Source organism: Geodermatophilus sp. SYSU D00700 (assembly GCF_054050255.1).
Map to the genome: position 1 here is coordinate 24,598 of NZ_JBJGZA010000017.1, position 13,548 is coordinate 38,145.

14 protein-coding genes are annotated in these 13,548 nt (G+C 76.5%); 5 read left to right on the plus strand and 9 right to left on the minus strand.

Features of this window, described 5'->3' with window-relative positions:
• Positions 1-105: 105 nt before the first annotated feature.
• Positions 106-2,073, minus strand: coding sequence for an acetate--CoA ligase (gene acs, locus ACI79V_RS13910; protein WP_456890184.1), 1,968 nt, complete (start codon positions 2,071-2,073; stop codon positions 106-108).
• 134 nt (positions 2,074-2,207) lie between these two features.
• Here acs and ACI79V_RS13915 point away from each other — a divergent pair, with 134 nt between their 5' ends.
• The gene (locus ACI79V_RS13915; protein ID WP_456890186.1) at positions 2,208-2,912 is read left to right on the plus strand and encodes a (2Fe-2S)-binding protein; all 705 of its coding nucleotides are present in this window, start codon (positions 2,208-2,210) and stop codon (positions 2,910-2,912) included.
• A 7-nt stretch (positions 2,913-2,919) separates the two neighbouring features.
• On the opposite strand, the gene hflX is transcribed toward ACI79V_RS13915, so the two are convergent.
• Both hflX and ACI79V_RS13925 read right to left on the minus strand, forming a co-directional pair.
• The gene (hflX, locus tag ACI79V_RS13920; protein ID WP_456890189.1) at positions 2,920-4,092 is read right to left on the minus strand and encodes a GTPase HflX; all 1,173 of its coding nucleotides are present in this window, start codon (positions 4,090-4,092) and stop codon (positions 2,920-2,922) included.
• Between the two features lie 162 nt (positions 4,093-4,254).
• Positions 4,255-4,803 (minus strand): hypothetical protein, encoded by a 549-nt coding sequence (locus tag ACI79V_RS13925; protein ID WP_456890192.1) that lies wholly within the window; start codon positions 4,801-4,803, stop codon positions 4,255-4,257.
• 235 nt (positions 4,804-5,038) lie between these two features.
• Here ACI79V_RS13925 and ACI79V_RS13930 point away from each other — a divergent pair, with 235 nt between their 5' ends.
• Both ACI79V_RS13930 and ACI79V_RS13935 read left to right on the plus strand, forming a co-directional pair.
• Entirely contained in the window at positions 5,039-6,214 is a 1,176-nt protein-coding gene (locus tag ACI79V_RS13930) for a sensor histidine kinase (protein ID WP_456890194.1), read from the plus strand.
• Complete coding sequence (locus ACI79V_RS13935; RefSeq protein ID WP_456890196.1) at positions 6,211-6,873, plus strand: response regulator; 663 nt, start codon at positions 6,211-6,213, stop codon at positions 6,871-6,873. The genes ACI79V_RS13930 and ACI79V_RS13935 overlap by 4 nt, the downstream gene beginning before the upstream one ends.
• Positions 6,874-6,881: 8 nt before the next feature.
• On the opposite strand, the gene ACI79V_RS13940 is transcribed toward ACI79V_RS13935, so the two are convergent.
• Together ACI79V_RS13940 and ACI79V_RS13945 are read right to left on the minus strand one after the other, a co-directional pair.
• Positions 6,882-7,907, minus strand: a complete 1,026-nt coding sequence (locus ACI79V_RS13940) for an S-adenosylmethionine:tRNA ribosyltransferase-isomerase (RefSeq protein ID WP_456890198.1) — start codon at positions 7,905-7,907, stop codon at positions 6,882-6,884.
• Positions 7,904-8,599 carry an SDR family NAD(P)-dependent oxidoreductase gene (locus ACI79V_RS13945; protein ID WP_456890200.1) on the minus strand — a complete coding sequence of 232 codons (696 nt, stop codon included), beginning with the start codon at positions 8,597-8,599 and terminating at the stop codon, positions 7,904-7,906. The genes ACI79V_RS13940 and ACI79V_RS13945 overlap by 4 nt, the downstream gene beginning before the upstream one ends.
• 48 nt (positions 8,600-8,647) lie before the next feature.
• Between ACI79V_RS13945 and soxR the strand changes: the two genes are divergently transcribed.
• A complete protein-coding gene (soxR, locus tag ACI79V_RS13950; RefSeq protein WP_456875391.1) occupies positions 8,648-9,154 on the plus strand; it encodes a redox-sensitive transcriptional activator SoxR in 507 nt (168 codons plus the stop codon).
• A gap of 34 nt (positions 9,155-9,188) precedes the next feature.
• Positions 9,189-10,040 (plus strand): 4,5-DOPA-extradiol-dioxygenase, encoded by an 852-nt coding sequence (gene ygiD, locus ACI79V_RS13955; RefSeq protein WP_456890202.1) that lies wholly within the window; start codon positions 9,189-9,191, stop codon positions 10,038-10,040.
• Between the two features lie 115 nt (positions 10,041-10,155).
• Here the strand turns inward: ygiD and ACI79V_RS13960 are convergent, their stop codons facing one another.
• The 4 genes from ACI79V_RS13960 to cobA form a co-directional block, all read right to left on the minus strand.
• On the minus strand, positions 10,156-10,431 hold the full coding sequence (locus tag ACI79V_RS13960; protein ID WP_456890204.1) for a helix-turn-helix transcriptional regulator: 276 nt from the start codon (positions 10,429-10,431) through the stop codon (positions 10,156-10,158).
• Positions 10,428-11,282, minus strand: a complete 855-nt coding sequence (locus ACI79V_RS13965; RefSeq protein ID WP_456890206.1) for an ABC transporter permease — start codon at positions 11,280-11,282, stop codon at positions 10,428-10,430. Before ACI79V_RS13965 ends, ACI79V_RS13960 begins: the two co-directional genes overlap by 4 nt.
• The gene (locus tag ACI79V_RS13970) at positions 11,279-12,208 is read right to left on the minus strand and encodes an ABC transporter ATP-binding protein (RefSeq protein WP_456890208.1); all 930 of its coding nucleotides are present in this window, start codon (positions 12,206-12,208) and stop codon (positions 11,279-11,281) included. Before ACI79V_RS13970 ends, ACI79V_RS13965 begins: the two co-directional genes overlap by 4 nt.
• A gap of 77 nt (positions 12,209-12,285) precedes the next feature.
• Positions 12,286-13,545, minus strand: a complete 1,260-nt coding sequence (cobA, locus tag ACI79V_RS13975; protein WP_456890210.1) for a uroporphyrinogen-III C-methyltransferase — start codon at positions 13,543-13,545, stop codon at positions 12,286-12,288.
• Positions 13,546-13,548 lie beyond the last annotated feature (3 nt).

Consider the following 13,548-nt stretch of genomic DNA (forward strand, 5'->3'; position numbering starts at 1 on the left):
CCCCGGCGTCCCTCGCAGGTGCGTCCGGCAGGGGTGGGCCCGGGCATTGGAAGCTCTCCCCACGTCCCGGGCGCCAGGACGTGGGGAGAGCTTCCAATGCCTGGTTCAGTCGTCGGAGCCGCTGGACGCCGGCAGCTTCTCCTTGATCAGGTTCATCACCGACGAGTCGGTCAGCGTGGTGACGTCGCCGAGCTCGCGGTTCTCCGCGACGTCGCGCAGCAGCCGCCGCATGATCTTGCCGGAGCGGGTCTTGGGCAGCTCCTGCACGACCATGATCTGGCGCGGCTTGGCGATCGGGCCGATGTCCTTGGACACGTGCGTGCGCAGCTGCTGCACCAGGTCGTCGCCGGTGGCGCCCTCGCCCTGCTGCTCGGCGCTGCCGCGGAGGATGACGAACGCGACGATGCCCTGCCCGGTGGTCGGGTCGCTGGCGCCGACGACGGCGGCCTCGGCCACCGCCGGGTGGGCGACCAGCGAGGACTCCACCTCGGTGGTGGAGATGCGGTGCCCCGACACGTTCATGACGTCGTCGACCCGGCCGAGCAGCCAGATGTCGCCGTCCTCGTCCTTCTTGGCACCGTCGCCGGCGAAGTAGACCTCCTTGCCGAACCGCGACCAGTAGGTGTCGACGTAGCGGTCGTCGTCGCCCCAGATGGTGCGCAGCATCGACGGCCACGGTGCGGTGAGCACCAGCAGGCCGGTGGAGTCGTCACCGAGCTCGTTGCCCTCGTCGTCGACCACCTTGGCGCTGATGCCGGGGAAGGGGGTCTGCGCCGAGCCCGGCTTGAGCCGCGTGACCCCGGGCAGCGGGGTGATCATGTGGGCGCCGGTCTCGGTCTGCCACCAGGTGTCGACGATCGGGCAGCGGCCCCCGCCGATGTTCTGGTGGTACCAGAGCCACGCCTCGGGGTTGATCGGCTCGCCGACCGAGCCCAGGACCCGCAGCGACGAGAGCTCGAAGCCGGCCGGGATGTCCTCGCCCCACTTCATGAACGTCCGGATCACCGTGGGCGCGGTGTAGAGGATCGTGACGCGGTACTTCTCGATCAGCTCGAACCAGCGGCCGCGGTGCGGCGTCTCCGGCGTCCCCTCGTACATCACCGACGTCGCCCGGTTGGCCAGCGGGCCGTAGACGATGTAGCTGTGGCCGGTGACCCAGCCGACGTCGGCCGCGGTCCAGTAGACGTCGCTGTCGGGCTTGAGGTCGAACGTCGCCCAGTGCGTGTAGGCGACCTGGGTCAGGTAGCCGCCGGAGGTGTGCAGGATCCCTTTCGGCTTCGCCGTCGTCCCCGACGTGTACATGATGTAGAGCGGGTGCTCGGCGTCGAACGCCTCGGGCGTGTGCTGCGGCGACTGCCGGTCGACGACGTCGTGCCACCACAGGTCGCGGCCCTCGGTCCAGTCGACGTCCTGCTCGGTGCGCCGGACGACCAGCACGTTGCGGACGCCCTCGGTGCGGGTCAGGGCGTCGTCGACGGCGGGCTTGAGGGCGCTGGGGGCCCCGCGCCGGTAGCCGCCGTCGGCGGTGACGACGACGACGGCGCCGGCGTCGGTGATCCGGCTGGCCAGGGCGTCGGCGGAGAAGCCGCCGAAGACGACCATGTGCACCGCGCCGATGCGGGCGCAGGCGAGCATCGCGACGATCGTCTCGGGGATCATCGGCATGTAGATGGCGACCCGGTCACCGGCCTGGACGCCGAGCTCGACCAGCGCGTTGGCCGCCCGGCACACGTCCTCGGTGAGCTGGGCGTAGGTGATCGTGCGGGTGTCGCCCGGCTCGCCCTCCCAGTGGTAGGCGACCTGGTCCCCGTGGCCGGCCTCGACGTGCCGGTCGAGGCAGTTGTAGGCGACGTTGAGCTTCCCGCCGACGAACCACTTCGCGAAGGGCGGGTTGCTCCAGTCCAGCACCTGGTCCCAGTCCTGCGACCAGCTCAGCCGGCGGGCGGCCTCCTCCCAGAACGCCAGCCGGTCGCGCTTGGCCTCGGCGTAGACGTCCGGGCCGACGTTCGCCTCGGCAGCCAGTGCCTCCGGCGCGGGGAAGCGGCGGCCCTCCGGCCCGGTCGACTCGCTCACGTGGGGCTCCCTCCGTGTCAGGTGTCGCGCGCCGCCGGCGGGCGGCGTGTCCCAGCACACACCGTAGGGCCCGGAGGACGCCGGGGCAGGGCCCGTCGCGACCACCCCGCGGTGGCCTGCCGGAGACTGGCCCGGTGGACGGCGGACCGCAGGGGGCCGTGGCGGCCCGGGTGCCCGGGGCCGCCGCGCTCGGTCTGCTCGCCCCGCCCGCGGCCCGGCCGCTGCCGGCGGTGCTCCTGGCCGACGCCGGCTGGACGGCGGAGCGGGTCGGTGCGCTGGGCCGCCGGTACCGCAGCGGCGACCGCCGGGCGCTGGCCACGGTGTGGTGGTACTCGGCGTCGGCGGTGCTGGTGACCCCCGTGGCGGCGGGGCTGGCCACCGGGCGCCCGCTGTCGGCGCGGCTGGCCGACACCACGCTGTACGAGGTCGGCGGCACGCTGCTGGCCGGGGTGTCCGCGGCGCCGGCCGGGCCGGACCCGGCGGGGGACCTGCGGGAGTCGCTCGCCGCGGCCGTCGCCGCCGTCGCCGCGGCGGGCGGGGTGCGCGAGCGCCCGCTGTGGGCGGTGGCCACCGACGCGCTGGCCGGCCGGCTGCTGGCGCTGGGCCGGGCCCTGGGCGACGTCGCGGCGGTGACCGCGCTGGCCGCGCCGGTGGCCGCCGCGGTCGGCCCACCGCTGCCGGCGCCGCGCTACACCGACGTCGGCGGGACCCGGTTCGTCCGCCGGGTCTCCTGCTGCCTGCTCCTGCGGCTGCCCGGGCAGCCGACGTGCACCGCCTGCCCGGGCCGCCCGCCGGAGCACCGGCGGGTGCTGCTCGAGGCCGCCGCGGGTCTGTGGTGAGGCGAGCTCACCGGGCCAGCGCGCGGGCGATCGCCGCCCGGAGGTCGTCGATGCCCTCACCGGTCACCGCGGAGACCGGCACCGCGTCCGGGTACGCCGCCCGGAGCCCGGCGAGCCACCCGTCCGGCGCAACGTCGACCTTGTTGAGGGCCAGCAGCTCCGGGTGGTCGCGCGCGCCGATCTCGTAGAGGACGCCGCGCACCGCCGTCACCTGCGCCATGGCGTCGGGCGCGGAGGCGTCGACGACGTGCAGGACCAGGTCGGCCTCGACCACCTCCTCCAGCGTGCCGCGGAAGGCGTCGACCAGCTGGTGGGGGAGGTGGCGGACGAAGCCCACCGTGTCGGTGAGCGTGTAGTGCCGGCCGTCCGGGGTGCGGCCCTGGCGGACCGTGGGGTCCAGGGTGGCGAACAGCGCGTCCTGCACCAGCACGTCGGCGCCGGTCAGCCGGTTGAGCAGGGCGGACTTCCCGGCGTTGGTGTAGCCGGTGAGGGCCACCGCGGGGACCCGGTTGGACCGGCGGCGGCTGCGGGTGCGCTGCCGGCGGGCGGCGGTCTGCTGCACCTGTCGCCGCAGCAGGGTGATCCGGCGGCGCAGGTGGCGACGCTCGCTCTCCAGGCGCTGCTCGCCCGGTCCGCGGACGCCGGTCCCCGCGCCGCCGGCGGTGCGCCCGCCGCCGATCCGCGAGAGCGCCGTGCCCTGCCCGCGCAGCCGCGGCAGCTGGTAGGCCAGCTGGGCCAGCTCCACCTGCGCCCGGCCCTCGCTGCTGCGTGCGTGCTGGGCGAAGACGTCGAGGATGAGCGCGGTCCGGTCGACGACCCGGGCGCCGACCCGGTCCTCCAGGTTGCGCACCTGTCCCGGCGAGAGGTCGCCGTCGGCGATGACCAGCCCGGCCCCCTTCTCCGCCACCAGCTCCGACAGCTCGGCGACCTTGCCCGAGCCGAGGTAGGTGGCCGGGTCGGGGTGCTGGCGCGGCTGCACCATGCGGCCCACCACGGCCACGCCGTCGGTGTCGGCCAGCCGCTCCAGCTCGTCCAGCGGGTCGACGGCGTGCCCGTCCCCCTCACCGTCCCCACGGGCGTCGTCGGGCCGGAGCCCCAGCAGCACCGCGCGGGGCGGCTCCGCGCCGTCCCCGGCCGCCGTCCCCTCCTGTCGTGCTCCGAGCAGCCACGTGCCTGGCATCCCGGCCTCCCCGGCCGCCGTGGCCGGGGAGGAGGGCCGTGCTGGCCCGGTCGTCCCGGCTCCGCCAGCCTCGCCGGTCGGCTCCCGTCCCGCCACCGGGACGGAGGAGCAGCGGGTCGCCGGACCGGTACCGGGTGTGACGCCGGTGGCCGCGGCCGGGGGTCAGGGGAGGCAGCCGCGCACGGACTGGTCCTCCCGGTCGGCCAGGGTCCGGTCACCGGCCTGGACGAGCAGTCCGGTCGCCGAGATCGTGAACGGGGTCCCCTGCTCCGACCGGCCGACCGCGAGGAACCTGCTGGTGATCGTCACGACGCCCTCGCGCGGGCGCACGGCCCACCGGTCGGTGTACCGGGTGGTGTACGTGTGCGCGCCGGAGCGGACCACCAGGGTCCCCCGCGTCTCGGAGCGTGCGTCGAGCACGCTGGCATCGACCTCGGGGCTCTCGGTCAGGGCGACCACCTGCGCGTCGGTCAGGCCGGCGACCGTCGACCGCAGTCGGATCGTCTGCGTGCCGGTGAAGTGGGCGGTCTCCTGCGGGGTGCACACCCCGGTGTCCCCGTCCGCGCCGGTGGCCTGGTGGGTCTCCTGGACGGGGACCGTCACGACGTAGTGGGTGGACGGCGGCCCGGCCCAGGCGGCGGAGGGGAGCGCCACCCCGGCCGCGGCGAGCGCGGCGACCAGCGCGGGCCGCCGTCGGCGGCGGGGGCGCACCCGGGGAGGGGAGTGCTCGGCACCGGTCCGGTCGGGAGCTGCCGGTCCACGGCGCCGCGGCTGCGAGCGGGTGTCCATGAGGACCTCCAGGTGTGGGTCGGTGGACGGTCCGAGCCTCTCGGGCGGCGGTGGGCCGGCACATCGGGCGGCAGGTGGGTCCGCCTCCGCCTGCCGGTGGACCCGGATCGCTCCGCGGACGGACCAGCCGGGGGGCGCGGGCGGCTACCGTTCCCCCGTGACCCGGCAACGGGTGCTGGACCGCCGGCGGGCGGGGACGGGACTGCCCGGGACGTCCCTCGGGGAGTGGCTCCCCGCCGTGGCGATGGCCGGGCTGTGCGTCGCCGAGGCACTCCTGGGGTCGGCGTCCCGTCACCCGGCCGCGGACGCGGTCGCCGGGGCGTCCGCGGCGCTCGTGCTGGCGGCGCGCCGCCGGGCGCCGGTCACCGTCCTGCTCGTCGCCTGCGCCGTGCTCCTCCTGCCGGCCGCGCTCGACGGCGCCTCCCAGTCAGGGGCCCAGGCGGCGGTGATCGCCGCCGGGGTCTACGCCTGCGGCCGCCACGGGCACCGGCCCGGGGCCCTGGTCGGCGTACCCGTCGGGTCGGCGGCGGTGCTGCTGCACCTGGCCTGGGACCCGCTCGGCAGCGTGGCCTCCTCCTGGGTCTGGGCGCTCCACCCCGTCTGGATCTACGCCGCGGGGGCGTGGGTGCGCCAGCAGGCCGGTGCGGTCGAGCGGACGCGGGCGGAGGTCGAGGCCCGGGCGGCGGCGGCCGCTGCCGAGCACCGCGTGCGCCTCGCGCGCGAGGTGCACGACGTGCTCGCCCACGACCTGGTCGTGATGCTCGTGCAGGCCGGGGTCGCCGACGAGCTGCTCGAGTCCGACCCGGACCGCGCCCACCGGGCGCTCGCCCACGTCCAGGACACCGGCCGCTCGGCCATGCAGGACGTCCGCGGGGTGCTGGAGGCCCTGCGCGGGCCGGTGGACCCGCGCGGCGAGGGCCCCTCCGGGTCGGCCGTCGAGCAGATCGGGACCGTCGTGGCCGCCGTCCGCGCGGCCGGCGTGCCGGTCTCCCTCGTCGTGACCGGTGCGGCGGACGGGCTGGACCCGGGGACCGGAGCGGTCGCCGTCCGGGTGGTCCAGGAGGCGCTGACCAACGTGCTGCGGCACGCCGGGCGGCCGACGACCGAGGTCCGGCTGACGGTGGCCGACGGCCGGCTCGCCGTGCAGGTGCACAACGAGCCCGGCGCCCCGCCCGTGCGGCACCGCCCCGGTGGCCGCGGGCACGGCCTGCGCGGGATGCGGGAGCGGGTCACGGCCGCCGGCGGCACCGTCGCCGCGGGGCCGGACGCCGCAGGCGGTTTCACCGTGGCGGCGGAGCTCCCGCTGCCCGCCAGGGCGGGCGGTGCCGGGTGATCCGCGTCCTGGTCGCCGACGACCAGGAGCTGGTGCGCGAGGGGCTGGCCCTCATCCTCGGCGCCCAGCCCGACGTCGACGTCGTCGGGACCGCCTCCGACGGCGTCGAGGCGGTCGCCCTGGCCCGGCAGCTCGCGCCCGACGTCGTCCTGATGGACGTGCGGATGCCGCGGCTCGACGGCATCCAGGCCACCCGGCGGATCCAGGCCGCGGCGCCGGGGTGCCGCGTCCTCGTGCTGACCACCTACGACCTCGACGAGCACGTCCTCGACGCGCTCGCGTCCGGTGCGAGCGGCTACCTGCTCAAGGACACGCCGCGCCCCTCGCTGCTGGCCGCGGTCCGCGCCGTCGCGGAGGGGGACGTCCTCCTCGACCCCGGGGTCACCCGCCGCCTGGTCGACCGCCACCTGCGCGGACCGGCCACCCCGGCCGCGCGGCGGCTCCTGGGCCGGCTCACCCCGCGGGAGGGGGAGGTGCTGGGCGTGGTCGCCCGGGGAGCCACCAACGCCGAGATCGCCGTCGAGCTCGGGATCGGCGAGGCGACGGTCAAGACCCACGTGGCGAGGCTGCTCGAGAAGCTCGGTGCACGCGACCGGATCCGGCTGGTCGTCCTCGCCCACGAGGCCGGCCTCGTCGGCCCCCCGGCCCGGCCGGGGTGAGGCAGGCGTCAGGGCAGGAACAGCAGCGAGTCGCCGAACTCGTGCCACAGGTACCCGCCGTCGACCGCGGCCCGGTAGGCGCGGGCCACGAGATCGGCCCCGGCGACCGCCTCGAGCAGCAGCACGTGGCTGGCCTCGGGGGCGTGCAGGCCGGTGACCAGCCCGGTCACGGTCCGGGCCGGGCGGTCGGGACCCAGCACGAGGTCGGTCCAGCCCTCGCCGGGCCGGGTGACGCCGTCCTCGCCGGTCACCGTCTCCAGGGCCCGGGTGACCGTGGTGCCGACGGCGACCACCCGCCGCCCGGCCGCCCGGGTCGCGGTGACCAGCCGGGCGGTGACCTCGGGGACGCGGTAGCGCTCGGGCGCCGGCGGCTCGTGCACCTCGGGGCTGGAGACGCCCGCGTGCAGCACCAGCGGGACGACCGGGACGCCGCGGGCCAGGAGCCGCACGAGCAGCCGGTCGGTGAACGGCCGCCCGGCGCTGGCGTTCTCCGCGCTGCCGGGTTCGGTCGCGTAGACGTTGCGGACGTCGGCCAGCGACACCGGCGCCTGGAGGTACCCGTAGTGCACCGGCCGGCCGTACCGGGCGAGGAAGGCCGGCACCGACACCGCCGGGCCGGCGTGCGCCCGCCACAGCCGCCCGGGCGCCGCCGGGTCGGGGAAGCCGTCGCGCAGGACCAGGCGCACCCCGCCGGGCAGGTCGAGCGCGGTGCCGGGTTCGAGGCCGGTCTCGGGGCCGTCGTCGGTGGGGCGGCGCACCTCCACCACCCACGAGCCGTCGTCGAGCGTCGTCGAGACGTGGACCGGGGTGGTCGTGCCGTCGGCGCGCCGCGCAGGGAGGCGGGCGGGCAGCGTCGCGGAGGTGTTGACCACCAGCAGGTCGCCGGGCTCGAGCAGCTCGGGCAGGTCGGAGAAGCGGGCGGAGGTGGTGCGGCCCGGGCCGACGGCCAGGAGCCGGACGCCGTCGCGGGTCAGGCCCCGGCGCTCCGGCGGGACGGTGGCCAGTGCCCCCATCGGCAGGGCAGGGGCGGTCACCGGCGCACCGCCGCGGCGACGTCGGCCACGCGGACGCGCGGGCCGGCGACGTCGCCGTCGAGCACGCGCAGCAGCGCGGGCGCGACGTCCTCCGGTGCGGCGAGGTCGGCCGGGTCGGCGCCGGGGTCGGCGGCCGCGTGCATGTCGGTGGCCATGTCGCCGGGGTCGACGGCGAGGACGCGCAGCCGCGGGTGCTCGACGGCGAGGACGGCGGTCAGCAGGTCCAGCGCCGCCTTGCTCGCGCCGTAGCCGCCCCAGCCCTCGTAGGCCTCGACGGCGGCGTCGCTGGTGACCGTGACGACGGTGCCGCCGGCCCGCTCGAGCGCGGGCAGCACCGCCTGGACCAGCGCCAGCGGGGCCACGGTGTTGACCCGCAGCAGGTCCTCGAGGTCGCCGGGCGCGAGGTCGGCCAGCCGGGGCAGCGGCGCCGGCCCGAGCGCGGAGGCGTTGGCCACGAGCAGGTCCAGGGAGTCGCCGGCCGCGGCGGCCAGCGCGGCGCGGTGGACCGGGTCGGCGACGTCGCCGGGCAGGGCGGTGACCAGGTCGGGGCGGGGGAGGGTCGCGACGGCGGCGGCGAGCCGGGTGGCGTCGCGGGCGTCGACGACGAGCCGCCAGCCGCGGCGGGCCAGCTCGGTGGCGAGGGCGAGACCGAGGCCGCGGGAGGCGCCGGTGACGAGGACGGTGGGTGTCATGGCGCTACGCTGCGACCTGAAGTCGAGTTGAGGTCAAGGGGGCTGCCCGTGGAGCTGCTCGCGATCGGGGAGGTGGCGGCCCGCTCGGGGCTGGCGCCGTCGGCCCTGCGGTTCTACGAGGCCGAGGGGCTGGTGTCGGCCGAGCGCACGCCGGGTGGCGCCCGCCGCTACCCGCGCTCGGTGCTCCGGCGGCTGGCCTTCGTGCGCGCGGCGCAGAACGTCGGCCTGTCGCTGCCGGAGATCCGCGAGGCGCTGGCCTCGCTGCCCGAGGGGCGCACGCCCTCGGCCCGCGACTGGGAGCGGCTCTCCCGCTCGTGGCGGGACCGGCTCGACGAGCAGATCGCCGCCCTCGTGCAGCTGCGCGACGGGCTGTCGTCCTGCATCGGCTGCGGCTGCCTGTCGCTGACCTCGTGCGGCCTGTCCAACCCCGGCGACGTCGCCGGCGCGGAGGGTCCCGGAGCCCGCCGGCTGTCCCCGGTGCTGCGCCGGCTGCCCCCGGGTGGCCGGGCCGGGGTCTCCGCCGCACCTCGCGCCCCCGCGCCGGGGAGGCGATGATCCGGACGGGACCGCACCCGGGGAGGAGAGCCGGATGACCGTCATGCCCGCCGCCTTCATCGGCCACGGCAACCCGATGAACGCCCTCGAGCGCAACCGCTACACCGAGGCGTGGCGGGCGTTCGGCCGCGCCGTGCCCCGACCGCGGGCCGTCCTCGTCGTCTCGGCGCACTGGTACGTGCACGCCACCGCGGTGACCGCGATGCCCCGGCCGCGCACCATCCACGACTTCTTCGGCTTCCCGCCCGAGCTGTTCGACGTGGAGTACGCCGCCCCCGGGCTGCCGGAGCTGGCCGAGCAGGTGGCCGACGTCGTCTCCCCGACCTGGGTCGGCGCCGACCTCGACAGCTGGGGCATCGACCACGGTGCCTGGTCGGTGCTGCTGCACGCCTTCCCCGACGCCGACGTGCCGGTGGCGCAGCTGTCGATCAACGCGCTCAAGAGCGCCGACTACCACCTGCAGATGGGCGCGGCGCTGGCCCCGCTGCGCGAGGACGGCGTCCTGGTGGTCGGCAGCGGCAACGTGGTGCACAACCTGGGCGGGGTCAGCCGGGCGATGCCCGACGCCGGGTTCGACTGGGCACAGCGGTTCGACGAGGCCGCCCGCGACGTCATGCTCAGCGACCCGGCCGCGATCGCCCGCCTCGACGGGCACCGCGACTTCGACCTCGCCGTCCCCACGCCCGACCACTTCCTGCCGCTGCTCTACATCGCCGGGATGGCCGGCGCGACGGGGACGACGGCGGAGGTGCTGGTCGACGGGTACGCCTACGGCTCGCTGTCGATGACCAGCTACACCGTCGGCATGCCGCCGCCCGCGGCCGACGGCAACGGGTTCGCCGCGCCGCTGCCCGAGGGCCCGCCTCCGGACGGCGCCAACATCTAGGAGGACCACCCTTCCCCCCACGCCTCGCATGCTCGGCGCGGGTCCCTGAACGGTGGCCGTTCCAGTCCGTCACGAGGCTCAGGGCGGGTCCCTGGAAGGGGGCCGTTCCACCACCTCACCCGGTGGCGGCGGGGGGATCGCCCGGTGCCGGGCGGGCGGCGTCGCTGATCCGCGGGAAGGGCCGCGTCGAGAACACCACCTCGACCGGCACCTGGAAGAACTCCGCGATCCGCAGCGCCAGGTGCAGGCTGGGGTTGTACTCGCCGCGCTCGAGGTAGCCGACCGTCTGGTAGTGCACCCCCAGGGCGTCGGCCAGCTCCCGCCGGGTCACGCCCTGCTCCGCGCGCAGCAGCGCGATCCGGTTGTAGACGGCGTCGCGGTCGCCGCTCACCGCACCCACTGGGCCGCGGACTCCCGGGCCGCCGCCACCGACGAGCCGGACTGCCGGCGGGCCATCCGCCGCAGCACCCGCGGCGTGACCAGCAGGCCGGCCACCGCCCACGCCGCCAGGACGAGCACGGTCGTGCCCGTGCGCCACGAGTCGCCGAGCTCCACGGCGGCCGCGGCGTCGGGGAGGAACGCCGAGCGCATGCCCAGGCCGATCCAGTAGGTCGGGAAGACCTGCGCGACGGCCTGCACCCAGCCCCACAGCGCCTGGACGGGGAAGAAGATCCCGGAGATCGCGGTGACCACGAAGACCGGCAGCATCCCCCAGGTGCTCACCTTCTGCGTGCTCGGGACCACCGAGCCCAGCACCATGCCCAGCGGCAGGGTGGCCAGCAGCCCGAGCACGACCACCCAGGCGACGGTCAGCCAGCCCGCCGCGCCGCGCTCCACCACCCCGTCGAAGAGCAGGAAGCTCGGCACCAGGATGACCAGCAGCATGGGCAGCAGCCCCAGCGAGTGGTACACCACCTGGCCGGTGACGTAGCCCTGCATGCCGTGCGGCACCGCCTTGTGCCGCAGCAGGGTGCCGTCCTCCCGCTCCATCGCCAGGGAGAACGCCGGGCCGATGACCACGCCGAAGGCCAGCAGCGCCGCGAGGATGCTCGGCAGGCTGTACGCGACCAGCGAGACGTCGGTGCCCTCGAGCTGCTCGTCGCGGTTGAACCACAGGTAGAGCAGCGTGCTGACGCCCACGAACAGGTAGAAGCCCTGGTCCTGCGGACTGCGGAGGCTGAGCAGGAACTCCGTCCAGCCGCGCCGGACGCCGAGGGTGAGTGCGTTGCGGGTGGCGTTCACCGGGTCACCTCCGCGAGGACCGGCGCGGACCGGGCGCCGGCCTCGAACCGCTGCACCATGGCCAGGTAGGTGTCCTCGAGGCTGGCGTGGCGGACCTCGAGGTCGGTCAGCGCGTCGCCGTGCTGGTCGAACAGCCCGCGGACGAACGCGACGACGTCGTCGGTGCCGTGCACGAACCGCTCCGCGCCGCACGCCCAGCGCACCTCCGAGGTGCCGGCCACCTGCCGGGTCAGCGCGTCGGGACTGCCGTCGGCGACGATGCGGCCGTCGGCCAGGACCAGGATGCGGTCGGCCAGCCGCTCGGCCTCGGCCAGGTCGTGGGTGGTGAGCAGGATGCTGGTGCCCTCCAGGTCCGAGAGCCGGTGCACCAGGTCGTGGAAGTCCCGGCGGGCCTGCGGGTCGAAGCCGGCCGTCGGCTCGTCGAGGAAGAGCAGCTCCGGGCGGCCGACGATGCCGACGGCCACGTCCAGACGGCGCCGCTGGCCACCGGAGAGGGTGCCGATCCTGCGGTCGGCGAGCTCGGCCATCCCGACGACGTCGAGCAGCCGGCCGACGTCGTAGGGGCGCGGCCGCTCGGGGGTGCCGTACGGGGCGTAGTAGCCGCCGAGCTGCTCGAGCAGCCGGCGCGGGGTCCAGCGGGCGTGGTCGCGCCACGACTGCAGCACCACGCCCACGCGGGCCCGCCAGGCGTCCCCGGCCCGCGCCGGGTCCGCGCCGAGCACCTCCACCTCGCCGCCGGAGGGCACCCGGAAGCCCTCGAGCACCTCGATCGTGGTCGTCTTGCCGGCCCCGTTGGGGCCCAGCAGGCAGACCACCTCACCGGCGTGGACGTCGAGGTCCACCCCCGTGAGCACCTCGGTGCTGCCGTAGCTCATCCGCAGGTCCCGCACCCGGACGACGGGGTGCTCGGATCCGTGCTGGCTCATCGCCGCTCCCTCGGACATCGGGGTGCGGCTGATAGTAGAAGTGCTACATCCGGAGCACAACTACTCCGGCGGAGCTGTCAGCGGGGCCGGTCCAGCGCGGGCGCCAGGCCGACGACCTCACCGACGACCCACACCGCGGGCGGCCGGATCCCCTCGTCGGCGAGGGTCCGCGCCAGGTCGGCCAGCGTCGTGCGGACGACGCGCTGGGTCGGGGTGGAGCCGTCCGCGACGACGGCGACCGGGGTCCCCGGCGACCGGCCGTGCTCGACCAGCGCCGCCGCGATCGGCCCCGCGGTGTCGACGCCCATGAGGACGACGACCGTGCCGCGCAGTCGGCCCAGCGCCGGCCAGTCGACCAGCGACTGCGGGTGCCCGGGCGGCACGTGCCCGGAGACGACGACGAACTCGTGGGTCAGCCCGCGGTGGGTGACCGGGATGCCGGCCAGGCCGGGGACGCCGATCGCGCTGGTCACCCCGGGGACGACCTCGACCGGCACGCCCGCGGCCACGCACGCCTCGAGCTCCTCCATGCCGCGGCCGAACACGAACGGGTCGCCGCCCTTGAGCCGCACCACACGCCGGCCGGCCAGCGCGTGCTCGACGAGCAGCGCGTTGATCTGCTCCTGCGCCATCGACCGCCCGCGCGGCAGCTTCGAGGCGTCGATGACCTCGACCTCCGGCGGCAGCGAGGCCAGCAGCGACTGCGGCGCGAGGTGGTCGGCCACCACGACGTCGGCCTGCGCGACCGCCTGCTGCCCCCGGACGGTGATCAGCCCCGGGTCGCCGGGGCCGCCGCCGACCAGCACGACGCTGCCGGTGCGGGCGCCCTCGGGGGCGCGGGCCGCGCGGTCGCGGATGCTGCCGTCGGTGAGCCCGGCGACGACGGCGTCGCGGACGCCGACCGCCCGCTGCGGGTCACCGCCGCCGTGCACGCCGACCACCAGGTCGCCCTGGCGGCCCACCGCGGGCGTCCAGACGCTGGAGGCGGAGCGGTCGTCGGCGCGGGCGCAGAACACCCGCAGCCGCTCGGCCTCCTCGGCCACCGCGGCGTTGACGGCGGGGTCGTCGGTGGCGGCCACCGCGTACCAGGCGCCGTCGAGGTCGCCGGGCCGGTACCGGCGGCGCACCCACGACAGCGAGCCGGGCTCGACGAGCGCCTCGAGCGCGGGGGTGACCTCGGGGCTGACCACGGTCACCCGCGCCCGGGCCTCGAGCAGCCCGGCCACCCGGCGGTGGGCGACCGAGCCGCCGCCGACCACGACGACGCGGCGGTCGAGCAGCCGCAGGCCGACGGGGTAGACGACACCGCTCGCCGGGTCGACAGGGGTGGCGTTCACGAG

Excerpts from the sequence above, each read along its gene's own strand:
- hflX (WP_456890189.1), bottom strand. The coding sequence starts at position 4,092 with ATGCCAGGCACGTGGCTGCTCGGAGCACGACAGGAGGGGACGGCGGCC.
- ACI79V_RS13945 (WP_456890200.1), bottom strand. The coding sequence starts at position 8,599 with ATGACACCCACCGTCCTCGTCACCGGCGCCTCCCGCGGCCTCGGTCTC.
- ygiD (WP_456890202.1), top strand. The coding sequence starts at position 9,189 with ATGACCGTCATGCCCGCCGCCTTCATCGGCCACGGCAACCCGATGAAC.
- ACI79V_RS13970 (WP_456890208.1), bottom strand. The coding sequence starts at position 12,208 with ATGAGCCAGCACGGATCCGAGCACCCCGTCGTCCGGGTGCGGGACCTG.